The following is a 20,266-nucleotide window of genomic DNA, read 5'->3' on the forward strand; positions in this document are numbered from 1 at the left end:
GCCTGTGGGCGAGGGCTTGAAAAGTGCTGCCAGGCGACAGTTAGTGATGGGGTTGCGACTAGGGTTACCCCGACGAAAGGCCACATCAGGCGTGGGTTTCTCCGACTTTCGGCGGCTTGTGTGGTCCGGGCCTGCTGTGTATCTTGATCAGCCTTTGACCGTTTGGGCGGTCACGACCCTTTTATTGAGATTGGCCCCACGAGGCGAATCTGACGTTATCTATATAAAAAATTGAGGAGCACATCGATGCGCGTCATTCTGCTGGGAGCTCCCGGGGCCGGTAAAGGTACTCAGGCTAAGTTCATCACCGAAAAATTCGGTATCCCGCAAATCTCCACCGGCGACATGCTGCGTGCAGCGGTCAAGGCCGGCACCGAGCTGGGCCTGATCGCCAAGAGCGTCATGGACAGCGGTGGTCTGGTTTCCGATGACCTGATCATCAACCTGGTCAAGGAACGCATCAGCCAGGCCGATTGCGCCAACGGTTTCCTGTTCGACGGTTTCCCGCGCACCATTCCTCAGGCTGAAGCCCTGGTGAAAGCCGGCGTGGAGCTGGATCACGTGGTCGAAATCGCCGTCGACGACGAAGAAATCGTTCAGCGTATCGCTGGTCGTCGCGTTCACGAGGCCAGCGGCCGCGTGTACCACACCGTCTACAACCCGCCGAAAATCGCCGGCAAGGACGACATCACCGGTGAAGCACTGGTGCAGCGCAAGGACGACACCGAAGAAACCGTGCGTCATCGCCTTTCGGTCTACCATTCCCAAACCAAGCCTCTGGTAGCGTTTTACCAGAACCTGGCCGCTGATCTGGGCAAACCGAAGTACAGCCACATCGAAGGTGTTGGCTCGGTTGAAGCGATCACCGGCAAGGTGCTTGAAGCACTGAGCTGAAAAGTCTGAATCGCTTCATCTTCTACGGCCCGCTTGCGGGCCGTAGTTGTTTATACTGGCGCACTTTTTCTGACCTCTCTTACGGAAACATCGATGAGCACCTTGCTGGCCCTGGACACCGCGACTGAAGCTTGCTCCGTTGCCTTGCTGCATGACGGCAAAGTCACGAGCCATTACGAGGTGATCCCGCGCCTGCATGCGCAGAAGCTGCTGCCGATGATTCAGCAGTTGCTGGCGGATGCCGGGACCACCCTGCAAGCGGTCGATGCCATCGCTTTCGGACGTGGTCCGGGTGCGTTCACTGGCGTGCGGATCGCCATCGGCGTGGTGCAGGGGCTGGCGTTTGCGCTGGATCGTCCGGTGTTACCAGTATCGAACCTGGCCGTGCTGGCGCAGCGGGCTTATCGCGAACACGGCGTGAGCCAGGTCGCGGCCGCCATCGATGCGCGCATGGACGAAGTGTATTGGGGTTGCTACCGCGAAACGGCGGGGGAGATGCGGTTGGTTGGCAATGAAGCCGTGCTGCCGCCGGAAGTGGCCGCGTTGCCGGCAGACGCCAGCGGTGAGTGGTTTGGCGCGGGCACTGGCTGGGGTTATGCCGAGCGAATCGCCGTCAGCCTGACCGGGCAGGATGCGGGCATGCTGCCTCACGCTGAAGACCTGTTGACCCTGGCGCGTTTTGCCTGGGCGCGTGGCGAGGCGATCGTGGCTGATGAGGCTCAGCCGGTTTATTTGCGGGATAAGGTTGCGACCCCGAAGGCGCGTTAATTCATTGCAGCGAGTTGGCCCCATCGCGAGCAAGCTCGCTCCCACAGGGTTTACGCTAACCCCTGTGGGAGCGGGCTTGCCCGCGATGGCGGACTGCGCAACGCTGCCAATCGTCACTTTATGCCCCAGCTTTTAAACCTTTTCGCTTTTATGTGTTCTAGTTATCACTCGGCAGTTTGCGAAGCGGGCTATGCGCCACTAAACTGCCACCATTGATCCCGGACATGTACTCATGCGTATAGACGGCGTTCCCTCCCAGTCCTACCCCATCAAACGCAAGCCTCGCAAAGGCCCTGTGGCGGATGACGACTACGTCGATATTGACGGCGAGCTGGAAATTCCATCCGAAGAGCAAATGGCTGCCCGCGCTGCCAAAGCCTCTGCACAACGCTTGAGCAATCTCCCCGCCCGTCAACAAGACATGCTTTATCACCGTGCCATGAGCAGCAGTGTTGCGAAGGCCCTGGCCAGCTACCTGAGCACCGCCGGTTTTGTCGATTGGGATTCGGATGTGCTGGGCCTCGACCTGTACATCTGATGCTGCCTTACTACCTGGGCTGTCCGTCCTGGAGTGAAAACGCCTGGCGCGATTATCTTTATCCGTCAGACGCCAAACCCGCTGAGTTTCTGAATCTCTATTCCCAAGTGTTTAACGCTGTGGAAGGCAATACGACCTTCTACGCGAGCCCGGCTGCGACTACTGTGCAACGTTGGGCCGAGACCATGCCCGAACACTTTCGCTTCACTGCCAAGTTCCCCGGTGACATCAGCCACAGCGGTGACCTGCGCGAACAATTGACCGCTGCCGAAACCTTCCTGCAATTGCTCAGCCCCCTCGGCGAACGGGTTTCACCGCTGTGGCTGCAACTGTCCAAAAGCTTTACGCCGCAGCGACTGTCGGAGCTTGCCGGTTTTATCGATGCTGTGGACCGGCCTCTGGCGGTTGAAGTGCGGCATGACGAGTTCTTCGCCAAGGGCGATGCCGAGAGAATGCTCAATCGCCTGCTACTGGATCGCGGTGTCGAGCGTATCTGCCTTGATCCCCGCGCGCTGTTCAGCTGCACATCGACCGATCCCTCGGTACTTCACGCCCAATCGAAAAAGCCCAGGGTGCCGCCCCGTCCGGCCGCCTTCACGCAATGTCCGCAGGTGCGCTTCATCGGCCATCCGCAGCTTGAGGCCAACGACCCGTTCCTGCTGCCGTGGGTCGAGAAAATCGCCGTGTGGATCGAAGAGGGTCGTACGCCTTATATCTTCCTGCACACCGCCGACAACCTGCTGGCCGCCAAACTGGCGCAACGTTTCCACGCAAAACTGATGCTGCGTTTACCTGGCCTGCCGCCGCTGCCTGAGCTATACAGAGAGCCCGCTGCCGAGCAACTTGACCTGCTCTGAAGCGGATTCCCTGCCCTTTTCAGGAGCCTGCCAATGGATGCGCAAACCCTTCGAGCCCAAGCGTTTAAAGCACTGCACGAACGCGCGGGGGCTTTTGTCATTCCTAACCCGTGGGATGCCGGCTCGGCGAAAATGCTCGCCAGCCTTGGTTTCGAAGCGCTGGCGACCACCAGTGCCGGTTACGCCTTTTCCAACGCCCGCCCCGATGGCGCGCTGACGCTGGACGACACTCTGGCAAACGTTCGGGCGATTGTTGCGGCAACCGATCTGCCCGTCGCCGTCGATCTGGAAAACGGCTTCGCTGATGATCCAGCCGAATGCGCACAGAGTATTTTGCGTGCGGCAGAGGCCGGTGCGGTTGGCGGCTCTATCGAAGATGCCACTGGCCGTGCAGCAGCGCCGATCTACTGCTTCGAGCATGCCGTCGCGCGCATCGAGGCTGCCGTGGCAGCCGCTCGCAGCTTGCCGTTTCCCTTTATGTTGACCGCTCGCGCGGAGAACTTTCTGCACGGCAACCCTGATCTCGCCGATACCATTCGCCGCTTGCAGGCGTTTGCCGAGGCGGGGGCCGACGTGCTTTATGCGCCGGGTCTGCGCAGTGCTGAAGATGTGTTGGCGGTGGTCCGCGCCGTGGCGCCCAAGCCAGTCAATGTGCTGATGTCCGGTGGGCTCAAACTGACGGTCGAGCAGTTGAGCGAAATGGGCGTCAAACGCATCAGCGTCGGCTCGGCTCTGGCCCTGGCAGCCTATGGCGAGTTTTTCCGCGCTGCCGAAGAGATCAAGACGTCGGGCACATTCGGGTTCACGTCGCGGTCCATGCCGTACGCCCAGGCCAATCAATTGTTCAAAGGCTGACGATGCGGTTTCGGTGGTGGCTGCTGTTGATGCTGTTAATCATTGGCACGGCGGCGGTGAGCGTCTGGCGCGGCTGGATCTCTCTGCCACCACAGTGGAATCCCTGGGCGCCGCTGGACGTGAAGGCCGCGCCCAATTTTCTGACCCGCTACAAACTGATGCGCCTGAGCGATGATCCGCAGTTGTGCGATCAAGCCCTGAGCAGCTCGGGATTGCGCGTGACCCATCAGGCCGACAGCCCCGATGCGACGTGTCCATTGATCAACGCCTTGCGTGTGCAAGGCGGCGAGGTGGCGCTGAGCAGCAGTTTCCTCGCCAGTTGCCGCCTGGCGGTGTCGTTTGCCCTGTTCGAACACCACGCCCTGCAACCCGCCGCGCAAGCGGTCTACGGTCAAGCAGTAACGCGTGTCGACCATCTCGGCAGCTTTGCCTGTCGCAACGTCTACAGCCGCGAAAACGGCAGACGCAGCCAGCATGCAAGTGCCAATGCGCTGGACATCGCCGGTTTTCGCTTGGCCGATGGCCGATCCATCAACGTGCTCAAGGATTGGCCGAAGGATAATCAGGACGCACGGTTTTTACGTCAGGTTCGCGATAGCGCCTGCGACATGTTCAGTGTGGTATTGAGTCCGGACTACAACGCCGCCCATCGCAATCACTTTCATGTGGATGTCGGGCCGTGGTGGGTGTGTCGCTGAAGGCCTGTTATTGAAGGTCAGGCGGCGATACGCAGGTTCTGCAGGACGATCGGGCGAGCCCAGCCGTTATCGAAATCGAGTTGTTTCTGTTGCTCCACCAGCTCTTCGGGCGAGAACGGCGGGAATGGCTTGTCCAGCAGATCGAGTTCGAACTCGGCGATCGGCAGGTGCAGTGGACGCGGTTGCGGGGCGGCGCCAGGCACTGGCAGCGGTTGACCGGCAGTAAGCACGATCGGGCGGACCCAGCGGCTTTCGAAGTCCTGTTGCTTCTGTTGAGCGACGATTTCTTGTGCCGGGAACGGTGGGAAAGGTTTGTCGGCCAGGTCCATTTCGAACTCGGCAATCGGCAGGAACAGTGGCTCGGGAGGGCGGACCTCGGTTTCTTTCACATCGCATTCGCGCTGGGAAATGATATGAGCCAGCAGTTCGCTGCCAACGGTGGGTTCGACCGGGCTGTCGAGATCGACCGGTGGAAAGTTGAGAGAAGCCGGTACGACATCGCCCGACTGATCGGCCAGGGCCTGGGCAAAGAAATCCTGCCACAGGTGACTGACGCCGCTCAGTGCTTGGGAGTTTCGTAGACCAAAATCGCCGTGGGGCGAGATGTAGCCTATCGATGTGCGTTGAATGTCTGACATTTCTCTCGGTCGACGCTCAGCTCTGGCAAAATGCTCGATAGTTTTGTTATCGGCCGTTTTTGCCGATCATTAATTTTTTGAGCGTGTTTTCCCATGATTGAGCAACCTGCGGCCTGCCGCATCCATGTCGAGGCCCTGGCCGCGACTTTTCAGCCACAGGCCGAACAATGGGCCGAGCGCCTGGGTTTGCCGATGCAGGTGGATGACGGTGAGTTTGCCTTGCAGGTCGGCGACCAGGGTTTGCAGCTACAGCAACTGGGCCCGGACGCACCGGGGCCGGTGCGGGTGGACTTTGTCGAGGGCGGTGCGGCCCATCGCCGCTTGTACGGCGGCGGTAGCGGTCAGATGATCGCCAAGGCGGTCGGGGTTGCCCAAGGCGTGCGTCCGCGCGTGCTGGATGCCACGGCGGGGCTGGGCAAAGATGCGTTCGTGCTGGCGAGCCTGGGCTGCGAGATGAGCCTGATCGAGCGTCAGCCGCTGATTGGCGCGTTGCTCGAAGATGGCCTGGCACGCGGCGCGGAAGACTTTGACGTGGCGCCGATTGTGGCGCGGATGCGCTTGCTCAAGGGCAATTCGATCGAGGTGATGCGCAATTGGGAAGGCGAGCCGCCACAGGTGATCTACCTCGACCCGATGTTTCCCCATCGTGAGAAAACGGCCTTGGTGAAGAAGGAAATGCGCCTGTTTCGGCCGCTGGTAGGCGATGACCCGGATGCGCCAGCACTGCTCGAAGCGGCGTTGGCGTTGGCCAGCCATCGAGTGGTGGTCAAGCGCCCGCGCAAGGCGCCGTGTATCGAAGGGCCGAAGCCGAGTCATGCGCTGGATGGGAAATCCAGCCGGTATGACATTTACCCGAAGAAAGCGCTCAAGCCTTAAGACCGCGTCGCTCCCATCGCGAGCAAGCTCGCTCCCACATTCGACCGCGTTCCCTTGAGAAGACTCGGTCAAATGTGGGAGCGGGCTTGCTCGCGAAGGGGCCAGAACAGACAACCGAAACCTATCAGGCTGTCTCTGGTCTATACGCCCGCATAAACAACCCCACCACTTCCTGCACATGGCTCTCGGCCGCATCCCCGGTCAACGGCTCGCCACAGCCATAAAGCAGCCTGAAATTCCCCGCACCCTTGAGCAGGCAGAAGAAATGCTCGGCCGCATTGCGCGGTTTGTCGATGCTCAACGCGCCGCTCTGATCAACCTTGGTCAGCAACCGCTCCATGCCCTGCAGCATGCGCTCAGGCCCGGCCTCGAAGAAGATCAGCGAGAGTTTCGGGTCCTGGCTGCCCAGCGTCATCATCAGCCGGTGCAGATTGACCGATTCGTCACTGTTGATCAGTTGATGAAAGCCGCGCGCGATGTTCAACAGCACCGTTTCTACGGCAGTGCCGTCCGGCAATTCGAAAAACAACGTCGGCAATTGCTCTTCGCACTTGGCCATCACGGCGGCGGAGAACAGCGTCTCCTTGTCGTTGAAATGGCTGTAGACCGTCAGCTTCGACACACCGGCATCGGCCGCGACGGCGTCCATGCTGGTATTCGCATAACCCTTGCTCAGAAACAGAATTTTCGCCGCATCGAGGATCGCCTGGCGCTTGGCCAGATCCTTGGGACGGCCCGGACCGTTGGGTGCTGAAAGATTGTTCGACATTATTCGCTTTTAATACTGGACTGGTGAGTTTGCTATTAATAACATACCGCTCAGTATAATTATTCCAAGCACCATTAGCGAAAGGTCCTTCACCATGTTCCGCTATGCCTTGCCCCTCGCGTTGCCAGTCTGTCTGGCGTTTTTATTGTCTGCGTGTGGTCACGAAGAGGCGCCTCAAGTCACCGTTCGCCCGGCCATGGTCGTACAGCCAGAGCCGTCGTCCCAGGCGATGGAAAGTTTTCCCGGTGAAGTCCGCGCTCGCTATGAGCCAGACCTGGCGTTTCGCATTGGCGGTAAAGTCAGTCGACGACTGGTCGAAGAGGGGCAGCGGGTCAAGGCTGATCAACCTTTGGCGGAGCTCGATCCTCAGGACGTGCGCCTGCAACTGGAAGCCACCCGTGCCCAGGTCGCCGCTGCCGAGGCCAACCTGAGCCTGGTGCGCGCCGAACGTGATCGCTACAAGACCCTGATGGACCGTCAGATGGTCAGCCGTTCGCAGTACGACAATTCCGAAAACCTTTACCGATCCGGTGAAGCCCGCCTCAAGCAAATCAAAGCCGAATTCAACGTTTCGACCAATCAGGCCAGTTACGCCGTGCTGCGTGCGCCTCAGGATGGCGTGGTGGCTAAACGCGCGGTTGAAGTCGGGCAAGTGGTGGCGGCGGGGCAAACCGTATTTACCCTCGCCACCGATGGCGAACGCGAGGTGTTGATCAGCGTGCCGGAGCAGAGCTTTGGCCGCTTCAAGGTCGGTCAGCCAGTGTCAGTCGAACTGTGGACCCAACCCGACCAACGTTTCGCCGGGCGCATCCGTGAGCTGTCGCCCGCTGCCGATCCCAAATCGCGCACCTTTGCCGCCCGCATCGCGTTCACTGCCGGCAAGGTCCCCGCTGAACTCGGCCAGAGCGCCCGGGTGTTCGTTCAGACATCCGATGTGGTGCCGCTGTCGGTGCCGCTTTCCGCGCTGACCGCGGAAAACGGCGCGACCTACGTCTGGGTTGTCACTACCAACAACACCTTGAAGAAAACCCCGGTCCGGGTCGGTGCCTTCGGCGAGAAAACCGTACCGGTGCTCGAAGGCCTGAATGCCAGCGACTGGGTGGTGGCCGCTGGCGTCCATGTGCTGCTTGAAGGGCAGCAGGTGCGTCCGGTGGATCGCTCCAACCGCGTGGTCAATCTGGCGGACAAGGAGTAATCCCCAATGGGTTTCAATCTTTCCGAATGGGCGCTGCGTAATCGCCAGATCGTACTGTTCCTGATGCTCTTGCTGGCCATTGTCGGCGCACTGTCCTACACCAAGCTCGGCCAAAGTGAAGACCCGCCGTTCACCTTCAAGGCCATGGTGATTCGTACCAACTGGCCTGGGGCCACGGCGCAGGAAGTGTCGCGCCAGGTCACTGAGCGTATTGAAAAGAAACTGATGGAAACCGGCGAATACGAACGCATCGTTTCGTTCTCCCGTCCGGGCGAATCCCAAGTGACGTTCGTTGCCCGTGATTCCATGCACTCGGTGGAAATCCCGGACCTCTGGTACCAGGTTCGCAAGAAGATCAGCGACATTCGTCAGACCCTGCCACCGGGCATCCAGGGGCCATTCTTCAATGATGAGTTCGGCACAACGTTTGGCAACATCTACGCGCTGACGGGCGAAGGTTTTGATTACGCGGTGCTCAAGGACTACGCCGACCGCGTGCAGATTCAGCTGCAACGGGTCAAGGATGTGGGCAAGGTCGATCTGCTCGGGTTACAGGACGAGAAGATCTGGATCGAACTCTCCAACGTCAAACTCGCCACCCTCGGCCTGCCTTTGTCGGCGGTGCAGCAGGCCCTTGAAGAGCAAAACGCGGTGTCCACCGCCGGGTTCTTCGAGACCTCCAGCGAGCGATTGCAGCTACGCGTCTCGGGGAATTTTCAGACGGTCGAAGAGATCAAGAGCTTCCCTATCCGCGTCGGTGATCGTACGTTCCGCATCGCCGATGTGGCGGATGTGCGTCGGGGTTTCAACGATCCGCCAGCGCCAAGCATGCGCTTCATGGCGGAAAACGCCATCGGTCTGGCCGTGGCCATGAAGGACGGTGGCGACATTCTGGTGCTGGGCAAGGCGTTGGAAATCGAATTCGACCGCATCCAGAAAAATCTCCCTGCCGGTATGCAGCTGCGCAAGGTCTCCGACCAGCCCGCCGCTGTGAAAAGCAGTGTCGGTGAATTTGTTCAGGTGCTGGTGGAAGCACTGGCAATCGTCCTGCTGGTGAGCTTCTTCTCCCTCGGCGTGCGCACCGGCATGGTGGTCGCGTTGGCGATTCCTTTGGTATTGGCGATGACGTTCGCCTGCATGTATTACCTGGGAATCGGCCTGCACAAGATTTCCCTCGGGGCGTTGGTGCTGGCGCTGGGTTTGTTGGTGGACGACGCGATCATCGCCGTGGAAATGATGGCGATCAAAATGGAGCAGGGCTTCGACCGGATCAAGGCGGCCAGTTACGCCTGGACCAGCACCGCATTCCCGATGCTCACCGGTACGCTGATCACCGCTGCCGGCTTCCTGCCGATTGCCACTGCGCAATCGGGCACGGGTGAATACACGCGTTCGATCTTCCAGGTGGTGACCATCGCGTTGCTGGCCTCGTGGGTGGCCGCTGTTGTGTTTGTGCCTTATCTGGGGGAAAAACTCCTGCCGGATCTGGCGAAGATTCATGCAGCCAAACATGGCACCGGCGACGGTCAGCCCGACCCTTACGGCACGCCGTTCTATCAGCGCGTCAGACGCTTGGTTGAGTGGTGCGTACGGCGGCGCAAGACGGTCATTGTCCTGACGGCCGTGTTGTTTATCGGCTCTGTCATCCTGTTTCGCTTTGTGCCGCAACAGTTCTTCCCGGCATCGGGTCGTCTGGAGTTGATGGTCGATCTGAAACTGGCGGAAGGTGCCTCGTTGAGCAACACCCGAGATGAGGTCAAACGCCTCGAAGCACTGCTGAAGGATCACGCCGGTATCGACAACTATGTCGCTTACGTTGGCACCGGTTCGCCACGTTTTTACCTGCCGCTGGATCAACAACTTCCTGCAGCGAGCTTCGCGCAGTTTGTAGTCCTGGCCAAAACCATCGAGGAGCGCGAAACCCTGCGCACCTGGCTGATCGAAGCCCTCAAGGAACAATTCCCGGCCCTGCGCGCGCGGGTGACGCGTCTGGAGAACGGGCCACCGGTTGGCTATCCGATGCAGTTCCGGGTCACCGGTGAGCACATCGAGGAAGTCCGCGCGCTGGCCCGTAAAGTGGCCGCCAAGGTTCGCGAGAACCCGCATGTGGTCAACGTCCATCTGGATTGGGAAGAACCGAGCAAAGTCGTTTATCTGAACGTCGATCAGGACCGCGCCCGGGCGCTTGGCGTGAGCACCGCGAACCTGTCGAAGTTCCTGCAAAGCTCTCTGACCGGTTCCAGCGTCAGCCAGTACCGTGAAGACAACGAGTTGATCGAGATTCTATTGCGCGGCACGTTGCATGAACGTACCGAACTGTCATTGCTGCCAAGCCTGGCGGTGCCGACTGACAACGGTCGCAGCGTGGCGCTGTCGCAAATCGCGACGCTGGAATACGGCTTCGAAGAAGGCATCATCTGGCACCGCAACCGCTTGCCGAACGTGACGGTCCGCGCCGACATTTACGGTAAGGAGCAACCGGCGACGCTGGTGCAGCAGATCATGCCGACCCTCGATCCGATCCGCGCCGAACTGCCGGACGGCTACTTGCTGGAAGTCGGCGGCACTGTAGAGGACTCGGCTCGCGGGCAGAATTCGGTGAAGGCCGGTGTGCCGCTTTTCATCGTGGTGGTGCTGACATTGCTGATGCTGCAACTGCGTAGTTTCTCACGCACGGTAATGGTGTTTCTGACGGCGCCTTTGGGTTTGATCGGTGTGACCTTGTTCCTGATGGTGTTCCGTCAGCCGTTCGGTTTCGTCGCCATGCTCGGCACCATCGCGCTCTCCGGGATGATCATGCGTAACTCGGTGATTCTGGTGGACCAGATCGAGCAGGACATCGCTGCAGGGCTCAAGCCTTGGCAGGCGATTATTGAAGCCACGGTGCGGCGTTTCCGACCGATTGTGTTGACTGCACTCGCGGCGGTGCTGGCGATGATTCCGCTATCACGCAGTGTGTTTTTCGGGCCGATGGCGGTGGCGATCATGGGCGGGTTGATTGTGGCAACGGCGCTGACGTTGCTGTTTTTGCCGGCGCTGTATGCGGCGTGGTTCAGGATCAAAAAGGACCCAGCCTAACGTCCTACGTGTATTTCAGATCCCTCTGATATTGAGTCATAGGGATCGGAATGCTGTACTCAAAACTCAGTTTTACGAGTTTTTGAGACAGCAATAATGAAAAAGCCGCCCATTTTGAGGGGAAGGACCGACCCGGTATTCGACCTGTTGGGGAAGTCGCCCCACAAGGAACGCCTCTCGGACTACCTTGCCCTGCTCAAGCCGCTGGACGATCAGGGGCGTTATCTGCCTTTCGATGAGTTGCGCTACCGCTGGGCGCCGGGGCTGGATTCGAATCTGTGCTGGGCGCTGGTGAAGAAAGCCCGGACTGCGCAGTACTCAAGTCTTTTGCCGCTAGGCGAGCCGCTTCAATGGGGCAAATTCGTGTTCACGCCGTTGGCGCAGAAAGCTATTTCCGCCGTCGATCGGCAAGCCACAACGGCCGCGCTCGAGTACATGACCAGTCAGATCGGTGAACACGCGCATTTCAGTTATCTGTTGAATGACTTGATCGAAGACGAAGCCATCAGCAGCAGCCAGCTCGAAGGCGCGGCGACCACCACGCGGGCGGCCAAGGACATGCTCAAGCGCAATCGCCTGCCGCGCACGCCGGATGAGCGAATGGTGATCGGCAACTACAAGATGATGAATTTCGCCTGGGAAAAGCGTTATGACGCCCTGAGTGTCGAACTGATTTCAGCCATGCACCGGGTGGGTGTCGAGGGCATTGATGACGCGCAATATTCGCCGGGGGCGTTCAGGGCCAACGATGATGTGGTGGTGCAGGACGGCGAGGGCAACACCGTGCATACACCGCCGCCCGCAGCAGGGCTGTTGTCACGATTGCGGGTGCTGTCGACGTGGATCAACCAGCTCCACAACGATCCCGATCAAGTGGATTACCTTCATCCACTGATCAAAGGCATCGCACTGCATTTTGCTCTGGGCTATGAGCATCCGTTCCGCGATGGTAACGGCCGGGTCGCGCGGGCACTGTTTTATTGGTTCATGTTCAAGAATGACTTCTCTGCCTTTCGCTACATTGCGATCAGCATTTTGCTGCGCAGTGCGCCGGTGAAATACGGGCGGTCTTATCTGAACACTGAGGCTGATGACCTCGACCTGACTTATTTCATCGATTTCCAGTGTTCGGTCATCCTGCGGGCTGTCAGCGGTTTTACCGATGCTTATCGGAAAAGTCTGGCGTATGCCGAAAGCTTTGATCGCTGGTTGTTGGAGTCCGGATTTTTTGACCGATTGACCGAGAAGCAACGAGCCGTATTCCAGGTTGCCAAGAGCGGGATGGCCAAGGAGTTTACGGCGGTCAATGTGAAGGAGAATCTGGACTGTTCTTACAACACCGCGTCAGCCACGTTGAATGGGCTGGTCGAATTGGAGGTGTTTGAGAAAAGGAAGATGGGACGCGAGTGGGTGTTCTTTCTGCGGGCTGCATCGACTGCTTGACCCTATGTGGGAGCGAGCTTGCTCGCGATGGCGGTGTATCAGCCACAGTTAATGTCGACTGACACGGCCTCATCGCGAGCAAGGTCGGTGTTAAGGCTTAGAGCGTACCGAAGACTTTCTTCGCCAAACTCGTCGCTGCCGCCGCAGGATTCTGGCGAATGGCTTCTTCCTGTTTACCAATCATCTCGAACAGACCGTTCAATGCCTGCTCGGTCACGTAGCTTTCGATGTTGGCGCTCTTCGCATCCACCACACCCATCGTCGCGGCTTGCCCGGCGAACGAGTTGTACTGCTTGGCCAGGCCCACCTGGTCGGTGGCTTGCTTGACGATTGGCAGGAACTTGACGCGGATCTGTTCGCGGCTGGTTTTGCTCAGGTACTGAGTGGCCGAGTCCTTGCCGCCGCTGAGAATGCCCTTGGCATCCTCCACGCTCATCTTCTTCACCGCGTCCACCAGGATCGGCTGGGCTTGCGTCACGGCGGTTTCAGCCGCTTTGTTCATGCTGGTTTCCAGCTGGTCAACCTGGTCGCCCATGCCGAACTGTTTCATCTTGCTGGCGACTTTGCCCAGTTTGCCCGGCAGCTCGATTTTCACGTCCGGGTTGTTGCTGAACCCGCCCGGCGTGCCGAGTTGTTTCACGGCCAGCTGCGCGCCTTGGGTCAGGGCATCCTTGAGGCCGCCGGTGGCGTCCTTTTGCGACAGGTCGTTGAGCGACAGCGCCAGGGCGCTGGCGGAGATCATCAGGCCTGCGCACAGGCCGGCGAAGCGAAGGGTAGGGCGGAACATGGCAGCTTCCTTTGTTCAAAAAATGAGAGTTAGCGAGCGGCGTCGACGCGGATTTTCAGAGGCTGAGGGTCGCTTCCATCCAGCTGCACGGCGTGATGTTCGGTGGTGATGAACATCAGCTCGCCGTTGACTTCGATCCGAGCGCTGACCGAATAACGATGGCCCGGTTTGACCTGCGTTGGATCGTAACTCAGATGAAACGGCAGCGGCACCTGGCCTTTGACCGGGCCTTTCTGTTCGTCAAGGACCACGGCGGGTGCGTCGGCCAGGGAAACGTCCTGCAAGCTGACGCTTAACGTGGCGCTCGGCGGCAGGGCGATGCGTTGCAAGTAGAAGACTTCGCCATCGAGGCTGGTTTTGGCGGCAGGTTGTACGGTCTGGCAGGCTCCGAGCAAGGCAGTAAGCCCCAGAAGCGAGAGTTTTTTCATGAGTTGAATCCCTGTCGTTGGCGCCCGAAGTAGATGAACGCCGACGACAATTTAACGGATTTTTCCGGTGATTTCGCCCTATGGATCTTTTGATATGCGCTTTTTTCAAATTCTACTAAAGGGTTTCAATACAACGGACCCGGGATATACCGCAATTGAATTGTGGTATTCATTTTCAGTGGCTGTCAGCGTATAGCGTTTGCCAGGTACGACAGTCTCCGGGTCGTATTCCAGATAGAACGCCTCGGCCATTTCTTCGCTGATATGTATTGGCGCCAGTTGCGCAGTCGTATCGTCGTGCTCGTGGACGACAACAGTGACGGCGTGTTCAGGTTGAACCGCTTGAGGCGCTTGCGCCTGCAGGTAGAGGCGGCCAACAGGGCTGAGATGCAGGGTTTGTCGGTGCGGCGCACGATGGACAATCACGAAGTAGTCCAGGTCAATCAGCAGTGGAACGCCGTTGTGGGTCATGCTGATCGTGACAAGGTATTTGACGCTGATATCGGAATAGTTGTGCATGAATGAGAAATTCCAACGCCCGCTATACAGTTCCGGTTTGCGGGATTGCGCAACTTTTATGGGAGTGGTTGAGTTGGCAGTTTGCACGCTTATATAGGTTTCGCCTTCGCCATCATCCGGGGGTAGAAAGTCTTCAGGCAAACTGAAAGTTAGAGTGACGTAGTTGCTGGTGTTTTCTAATGGGTTCATCGCGATATCCGTATCGGGATTCAAATGGGCCTCTATTAATCCATAATTGACAGGTTATAAGAACATCCTTGTTCCTATGGTTATTGTCAGAAAGTTACAGCCAACTCCAACTAAGCCTGATCCGCCGCATCTTCACTGCGATGCAACGCGACCTGACGGATCGACAAGCGAATCTCCGCCGGCAACACCCGCTTGGCCGCGCCTTCGGCCAATTCGCCGAGCAGTTCGTGATAGCTCAGCTTGCCGGCTTCGTCGCGCTTGAGTACATCCAGATCCAGCATTGTCTGGATGAAATGGCGGAACAGGCTTTTGTCGAAGAACTCCGGGGCGTTGAGGCCATGGAGGATGGACAGGCGCTGGGCCATGACCGTGCACAGGTCTTCCAGCTCTTCGGCGCTGATGCTGTTCTGACCGCTATTGAGCAGCAGCGAGACCGTCATGTAGAAGCGTTGCAGGGTCTGGGCGATGCTTTTCGACAGCAGGGTCAGCAGCACGAAATGCCGCGAGCTCGGTGCCGGACGCAGGTAAACGTCATTCTCAAAACGCAGCAGACCTTGCTCGACGAAGGCTTCGAGCCATTGGTCGATCACCGCATCCAGCTCGTCCAGCGACCAGCGAATGAACAGCTCCGATTGCAGGTACGGGTACAGCGCGCGGGTGTAGCGCAGGATCTGTTCGCGGCTCATGCGCGAGGCGCTCTGGAAGAAGCTCGCCAGCAACGCCGGCAAGGCGAAGATGTGCAAAACGTTGTTGCGGTAGTAGGTCATCAGGACGGCATTCTGTTCGTCCAGATACAGAATCTTGCCCAGGGCATCGCTCTGCTCGGACAGAAGATCCATGTCCTTCACATGCTCGATCAACGCGCGGCCGTCACCTTCCGGCAGAGTGGTGTGCGGTGAGTACGGGACCTTGCGCAACAGCGCCAGGTACAGATCGAGCACCCGCGCCATAGCGCGATCATCCAGCGCGAGACGGCTGGTGGACAGCAGCGCCAGGGCCACGAGGTTGACCGGGTTGATCGCCGCCGCTTCGTTCAGATGCTGCGCGACTTTCTCGCCGAGGCGGTTGGTGGTTTCGTTGAGCCAGGCCGGTTTGAACTGTGGGCCGAGTTCCTGTTTACGCCAGTCCGGCTGTTCGCTGTCGAGGAATTCCGCCAGTTTGATCGGCTCGCCGAAGTTCACCGCCACTTGACCGAAACGCTGCTTGAGCGCGCCGATGACTTTGAAGATGTCGAAGATAGATTCTTTTTTCTTGCTCGCGCCACGCAGTTCGCCGAGGTAGGTCCGGCCTTCCAGCACACGCTCGTAACCGATGTAGACCGGGATGAAAACGATCGGCATCCGCGACGAACGCAGGAAGCTGCGCAAGGTAATCGCCAGCATCCCGGTTTTTGGTTGCAGCATGCGCCCGGTGCGCGAACGACCACCCTCGACGAAGTACTCCACCGGGAAGCCTTTGGTGAACAGGGTGTGCAGGTATTCGTTGAACACCGAGGTGTAGAGCGGGTTGCCCTTGAAGGTACGGCGCATGAAGAACGCACCGCCGCGCCGCAGCAGGCTGCCAATCACCGGCATGTTGAGGTTGATCCCGGCGGCGATGTGCGGCGGGGTCAGGCCGTTGCGAAACAGCAAATAGGACAGCAGCAGGTAGTCGATGTGGCTGCGATGGCACGGCACGTAGATCACTTCGTGACCCTGAGCGACCTTCTGCACGCCTTCGATGTGGTTGACCTTGATTCCGTCGTAGATCTTGTTCCAGAACCAGCTCAGCACCACTTCCAGAAAGCGGATCGCGGTGTAGGTGTAGTCGGAGGCGATCTCGTTGCCATAGCGCAGGGCTTGGGCCTTGGCTTTCTCCGGGGAAATGTTTTCACGCTCGGCTTCGTCGAGGATCGCTTGCTTGACCAGCGGCTGATTGAGCAGGCCTTTGACCAGGTTGCGGCGGTGGGAAATGTCCGGACCGATCACCGCTGCTTTCAGGTTGCGAAAATGCACCCGCAGAATCCGCTGGGCCATGCGCACGGTGCGCTCGTGGCCCTTGTTGTGGTCGATCAGCTCGCGCAAATGGATCGGCGCCGAGAACTGCACCCGGGTTTTGCGCCCCAGCACGATGATGCTCAACAACCGACGCAGGCGCCCGGTGACTGCCCAGCTGTCGGCGAAGAGCAGTTTCCACGGGCTCGATTCGCTGTCCGGTGACTGACCCCAGAACACGCTGACCGGAATGATCTGCGCGTCTTCGACGGCGTTCTGGCTCAGGGCGCTGACCAGGCGAGTCAAGGTCGGCGGTGCACCACGCTTATCCTGACGGCCGAGCCAATCGGGCTCTGGCGTCAGGTAAAAGAACGCGGCGGGTTCCTCCAGCGTACCTACCGAGACCGGCAACACCGGGCGGGGCAAACCCGCCTTGCTGCACTCGGTATCGACCACGGCCAGGTCGGTCAGCGAAGGGTTTTGCAGGACGTAGAACACCGGACGGCTGCGGTCGAGGTTGAGGGTGAACGACGACTGATTGATCGTCTCCGAGCGAACCCAGAGGTACAACAGTCGGCGCAGGGTGCCAAACACAAGACGGCGGAGCGGGGAACGGGTCATACGGCTTCTGCATGAGTGAATAAAACCGAGCGTTTGCTCGGGCGGTCGATAGTGTGCCGTATTCGCCGAAAATCGGCAAAAAAGCGCCTAAGTAAACTTGAGTTGAGAGTTTTGGCGGCTGTCATATACTCGGCCGTTCAAAATAAAAACAAGGGGGGTACAGATATGGCTACGCGCGAAACCGGCAATGTGAAGTGGTTCAACGATGCCAAGGGTTACGGATTCATTCAGCGCGAGGACGGGGTGGACGTGTTCGTGCACTACCGCGCGATTCGCGGCGAGGGGCATCGTTCGTTGGCTGAAGGCCAGCAGGTTGAATACGGCGTGGTGACGGGCGAGAAGGGCTTGCAGGCCGAGGATGTGGTGGGGCTCTAAACCCACTCTTCAGATCACACAAAATCAATGTGGGAGCGGGCTTGCTCGCGAATGCGGTGTGTCAGTTGACATAAACTTTGACTGACACACCGCATTCGCGAGCAAGCCCGCTCCCACATTTGATCCGCTTCGTTTTTAAGCGGTTTTCCAGGTGATCTCTTCTTCACCGTCAGCGCTGATGCGCATCCAGCGATCCGCTGTCTCTTCACCTTCTTCTTCGACCCAGCTACCCGGTGCGCAACGCACTTCGACGTTCAGCGCGGCAAAGGCGGCGCGGGCGCAGGCGATGTCGTCTTCCCACGGGGTCTGGTCGCTGTCCAGGAACAGGCTGTTCCACTTGCCCACGGCTTTCGGCAACCAGGTGACCGACACGTTGCCGGCCTTGCACTTGTAGGTCTGGCCTTTCTGGACCCAGTCGGTGCATGGGCCCAAAGCAGTGCCGAGCCAGGCTGCGACGGCTTTATAGTCGACGTCGGCGTCTTTCAGGTAAATCTCGATATCGGGTTGGCGCATGGATGTCCTCACTGCGGGTCTGAAAAATCCATTCGCGGATTTAGCCGGCCTACGGCAACTGCCGAAGACCAAAAAATTAAAGAGTTATTGAAGAACAAAGTAATCGTAGCGCATTGAAACAGTGACCTCGAACGGCTCGACCTGTTCGATGACCGACGCCCGGCGTTCGGCACTGGCGCGCCAGCCGTGGGGCGTCATGGCCAACAGGTTCGCACGGTCCTGACCCTTTTCCAGCGTCAGTTTGAACTCCAGAGTTTCGCTGTGTTGCAACGCCATGCCTTCCGGCACCAAAGCCAAATGCTTGTCGTCGGTGTATTCACGCACTTCGTCGTACAGACGCTCGCGCAATTCCATCAGATGGCCGCTGGTCGGCCCGACTTTCATCAAGCCACCACCGGGGCTGAGCAGACGTTTGGCTTCCTCCCAATCCAGCGGGCTGAAGACACTGGCGAGAAACTGGCAGCTGCCAGAGGCCAACGGCACCCGCGCCATGCTGGCGATCAACCACGTCAGTTGCGGGTTGCGTTTGCAGGCGCGTTTGACCGCTTCCCGGGAAATATCCAGCGCGTAACCGTCGGCACTCGGCAAAGCCTCGGCGATTTGCGCGGTGTAGTAACCCTCGCCACAACCGATGTCCAGCCAGCGCTGAGGCGCGTATTGCGCCGCCAGTTCGGCCAGACGTTTGGCCACTGGTGCGTAATGACCAGCGTTCAAAAAGTCGCGTCGGGCTTCGACCATCGCCAGGTTATCCCCAGGGTCGCGGCTGTTCTTGTGCTGCACCGGCAACAGGTTCAGGTAACCCTGACGCGCACGGTCGAAACGATGCCCGGCGGGGCAGGCCACGCCGTTGTCCACCGCGTTCAGCGGTTCGCTGCAGATCGGGCAGGCCAGCATCAGGCGAGCAACTTGATCAGGGTCTGGTAGTAGATTTCGGTCAGCACATCCAGGTCGGCAGCCAGCACGCGCTCGTTGACCTGGTGAATCGTCGCGTTGACCGGGCCCAGTTCAACCACCTGCGTACCCATGGTCGCAATGAAGCGCCCGTCGGAGGTGCCGCCGCTGGTGGACGCCTTGGTTTCACGACCGGTGATGTCCTTGATGCTCGACGCGACGGCATCCAGCAACGCACCCGGTTCGGTGAGGAACGGCAGGCCGGACAGCGCCCAGTCGATGTGCCAGTCCAGGCCATGCTTGTCGAGGATGTCAGCGACGCGCTTTTGCAGGCCTTCAACGGTGGATTCGGTGGAGAAGCGGAAGTTGAACACCGCCACCAGATCACCCGGAATCACGTTGGTCGCGCCGGTGCCGGAATTGACGTTGGAGATCTGGAAGCTGGTCGGCGGGAAGAAATCGTTGCCGTGGTCCCAATGCTCGGCGGCCAGTTCGGCCAGCGCCGGGGCGGCGAGGTGGATCGGGTTTTTCGCCAGGTGCGGATAGGCCACGTGACCCTGCACGCCGCGCACGGTCAGCTTGGCACCGAGGGAGCCGCGACGGCCATTCTTGACCACGTCACCCACTAGGGTGGTACTCGACGGTTCGCCGACGATGCACCAGTCCAGACGCTCCTTACGGGCGGCAAGGCGTTCGATCACCGCTTTGGTGCCGTGGTGCGCCGGGCCTTCTTCGTCGCTGGTGATCAGGAAAGCGACCTTGCCCTTGTGATCCGGGTAGTCGGTGACGAAACGCTCGGCCGCCACGGTCATGGAAGCAAGGCTGCCTTTCATGTCCGCCGCGCCACGGCCGCAGAGCATGCCGTGTTCGTCGATCACCGCGTTGAACGGGTCGATCTGCCAGGCGGTGACCGGACCGGTCGGCACCACGTCGGTGTGACCGGCGAAGCACAGTACCGGACCGTCGTGTTTACCGTGGGTGGCCCAGAAGTTATCCACATCTTCGATGCGCATCGGTTCCAGCGTGAAACCGGCATCGCCCAGGCGCTGCATCATCTGCTTCTGGCAATCGGCGTCGACCGGCGTCACGGACGGACGGCGGATCAGGTCGATGGCGAGTTGAAGGGTCGGCGAAAGGTCGGCGTGGGCCGTCATGGAAAACTCCGGAAAACTTGAATATGGGCGCGGTCTAAATGTGGGAGCGGGCTTGCTCGCGAATGCGGTGTGTCAGTCAGCATAAAAGTTGATTGTTACACCGCATTCGCGAGCAAGCCCGCTCCCACAGGTTTTGAGTACGGTTAGAAAGACCGTATATCACGCCAAGGCCTGCAAAATGGCGGTTATCTTAAAGCAAAACGGCGG

20 protein-coding genes are annotated in these 20,266 nt (G+C 59.3%); 11 read left to right on the forward strand and 9 right to left on the reverse strand.

The genetic code is table 11. From position 1 onward, the window contains the following. The first annotated feature begins 246 nt into the window (after positions 1 to 246). From adk to CUN63_RS19100, 6 genes are all read left to right on the forward strand, one after another. The gene (gene adk, locus CUN63_RS19075; RefSeq protein ID WP_129441569.1) at positions 247 to 894 is read left to right on the forward strand and encodes an adenylate kinase; all 648 of its coding nucleotides are present in this window, start codon (positions 247 to 249) and stop codon (positions 892 to 894) included. 93 nt (positions 895 to 987) lie between these two features. Beyond that, complete coding sequence (gene tsaB / locus CUN63_RS19080) at positions 988 to 1,662, forward strand: tRNA (adenosine(37)-N6)-threonylcarbamoyltransferase complex dimerization subunit type 1 TsaB (protein ID WP_095128123.1); 675 nt, start codon at positions 988 to 990, stop codon at positions 1,660 to 1,662. Positions 1,663 to 1,894: 232 nt separating this feature from the next. Then, positions 1,895 to 2,200, forward strand: coding sequence for a hypothetical protein (locus tag CUN63_RS19085; RefSeq protein ID WP_008156859.1), 306 nt, complete (start codon positions 1,895 to 1,897; stop codon positions 2,198 to 2,200). Continuing rightward, entirely contained in the window at positions 2,197 to 3,057 is an 861-nt protein-coding gene (locus tag CUN63_RS19090) for a DUF72 domain-containing protein (RefSeq protein WP_129445118.1), read from the forward strand. Before CUN63_RS19085 ends, CUN63_RS19090 begins: the two co-directional genes overlap by 4 nt. Before the next feature lie 33 nt (positions 3,058 to 3,090). Next, entirely contained in the window at positions 3,091 to 3,912 is an 822-nt protein-coding gene (locus CUN63_RS19095; RefSeq protein WP_129441571.1) for an oxaloacetate decarboxylase, read from the forward strand. Positions 3,913 to 3,914: 2 nt separating this feature from the next. After that, entirely contained in the window at positions 3,915 to 4,610 is a 696-nt protein-coding gene (locus CUN63_RS19100; RefSeq protein ID WP_129441573.1) for an extensin family protein, read from the forward strand. 17 nt (positions 4,611 to 4,627) lie between these two features. Here the strand turns inward: CUN63_RS19100 and CUN63_RS19105 are convergent, their stop codons facing one another. Next, positions 4,628 to 5,248 carry an energy transducer TonB gene (locus CUN63_RS19105; RefSeq protein ID WP_129441575.1) on the reverse strand — a complete coding sequence of 207 codons (621 nt, stop codon included), beginning with the start codon at positions 5,246 to 5,248 and terminating at the stop codon, positions 4,628 to 4,630. A gap of 93 nt (positions 5,249 to 5,341) precedes the next feature. On the opposite strand from CUN63_RS19105, the gene CUN63_RS19110 reads away from it, so the two are divergent. Next, positions 5,342 to 6,124: a class I SAM-dependent methyltransferase gene (locus CUN63_RS19110; RefSeq protein WP_033056325.1), complete on the forward strand. Its 783-nt coding sequence runs from the start codon at positions 5,342 to 5,344 to the stop codon at positions 6,122 to 6,124. A 124-nt stretch (positions 6,125 to 6,248) separates the two neighbouring features. Here the strand turns inward: CUN63_RS19110 and CUN63_RS19115 are convergent, their stop codons facing one another. Beyond that, a complete protein-coding gene (locus CUN63_RS19115; protein WP_129441577.1) occupies positions 6,249 to 6,893 on the reverse strand; it encodes a TetR/AcrR family transcriptional regulator in 645 nt (214 codons plus the stop codon). A gap of 94 nt (positions 6,894 to 6,987) precedes the next feature. Between CUN63_RS19115 and CUN63_RS19120 the strand changes: the two genes are divergently transcribed. The 3 genes from CUN63_RS19120 (at position 6,988) to CUN63_RS19130 (ending at position 12,609) form a co-directional block, all read left to right on the forward strand. Beyond that, positions 6,988 to 8,088 carry an efflux RND transporter periplasmic adaptor subunit gene (locus CUN63_RS19120; RefSeq protein WP_129441579.1) on the forward strand — a complete coding sequence of 367 codons (1,101 nt, stop codon included), beginning with the start codon at positions 6,988 to 6,990 and terminating at the stop codon, positions 8,086 to 8,088. A 6-nt stretch (positions 8,089 to 8,094) separates the two neighbouring features. After that, complete coding sequence (locus tag CUN63_RS19125) at positions 8,095 to 11,166, forward strand: efflux RND transporter permease subunit (RefSeq protein WP_129441581.1); 3,072 nt, start codon at positions 8,095 to 8,097, stop codon at positions 11,164 to 11,166. A gap of 96 nt (positions 11,167 to 11,262) precedes the next feature. Further along, the gene (locus CUN63_RS19130; RefSeq protein WP_129441583.1) at positions 11,263 to 12,609 is read left to right on the forward strand and encodes a Fic family protein; all 1,347 of its coding nucleotides are present in this window, start codon (positions 11,263 to 11,265) and stop codon (positions 12,607 to 12,609) included. Positions 12,610 to 12,706: 97 nt separating this feature from the next. On the opposite strand, the gene CUN63_RS19135 is transcribed toward CUN63_RS19130, so the two are convergent. The 4 genes from CUN63_RS19135 to plsB all read right to left on the reverse strand — a co-directional run bounded on the left by CUN63_RS19135 (position 12,707) and on the right by plsB (position 17,126). Further along, positions 12,707 to 13,396, reverse strand: a complete 690-nt coding sequence (locus tag CUN63_RS19135) for a DUF4197 domain-containing protein (RefSeq protein WP_129441585.1) — start codon at positions 13,394 to 13,396, stop codon at positions 12,707 to 12,709. Positions 13,397 to 13,425: 29 nt separating this feature from the next. Beyond that, positions 13,426 to 13,824 carry a YbaY family lipoprotein gene (locus tag CUN63_RS19140; RefSeq protein WP_129441587.1) on the reverse strand — a complete coding sequence of 133 codons (399 nt, stop codon included), beginning with the start codon at positions 13,822 to 13,824 and terminating at the stop codon, positions 13,426 to 13,428. Between the two features lie 105 nt (positions 13,825 to 13,929). Next, on the reverse strand, positions 13,930 to 14,532 hold the full coding sequence (locus CUN63_RS19145; RefSeq protein ID WP_129441589.1) for a hypothetical protein: 603 nt from the start codon (positions 14,530 to 14,532) through the stop codon (positions 13,930 to 13,932). A gap of 110 nt (positions 14,533 to 14,642) precedes the next feature. Then, the gene (gene plsB, locus CUN63_RS19150) at positions 14,643 to 17,126 is read right to left on the reverse strand and encodes a glycerol-3-phosphate 1-O-acyltransferase PlsB (protein WP_129441591.1); all 2,484 of its coding nucleotides are present in this window, start codon (positions 17,124 to 17,126) and stop codon (positions 14,643 to 14,645) included. 165 nt (positions 17,127 to 17,291) lie between these two features. On the opposite strand from plsB, the gene CUN63_RS19155 reads away from it, so the two are divergent. Further along, a complete protein-coding gene (locus CUN63_RS19155; protein WP_008146705.1) occupies positions 17,292 to 17,501 on the forward strand; it encodes a cold-shock protein in 210 nt (69 codons plus the stop codon). A 135-nt stretch (positions 17,502 to 17,636) separates the two neighbouring features. On the opposite strand, the gene CUN63_RS19160 is transcribed toward CUN63_RS19155, so the two are convergent. From CUN63_RS19160 to dapE, 3 genes are all read right to left on the reverse strand, one after another. Next, positions 17,637 to 18,014 (reverse strand): hypothetical protein, encoded by a 378-nt coding sequence (locus tag CUN63_RS19160; RefSeq protein ID WP_074879738.1) that lies wholly within the window; start codon positions 18,012 to 18,014, stop codon positions 17,637 to 17,639. 84 nt (positions 18,015 to 18,098) lie between these two features. Next, a complete protein-coding gene (locus CUN63_RS19165; RefSeq protein ID WP_129441593.1) occupies positions 18,099 to 18,908 on the reverse strand; it encodes a putative RNA methyltransferase in 810 nt (269 codons plus the stop codon). Next, positions 18,908 to 20,059 carry a succinyl-diaminopimelate desuccinylase gene (gene dapE / locus CUN63_RS19170; protein ID WP_129441595.1) on the reverse strand — a complete coding sequence of 384 codons (1,152 nt, stop codon included), beginning with the start codon at positions 20,057 to 20,059 and terminating at the stop codon, positions 18,908 to 18,910. The genes CUN63_RS19165 and dapE overlap by 1 nt, the downstream gene beginning before the upstream one ends. Positions 20,060 to 20,266 lie beyond the last annotated feature (207 nt).

It is taken from the genome of Pseudomonas sp. ACM7 (assembly GCF_004136015.1).
GTDB classification, from domain to species: Bacteria; Pseudomonadota; Gammaproteobacteria; order Pseudomonadales; family Pseudomonadaceae; genus Aquipseudomonas; species Aquipseudomonas frigoris.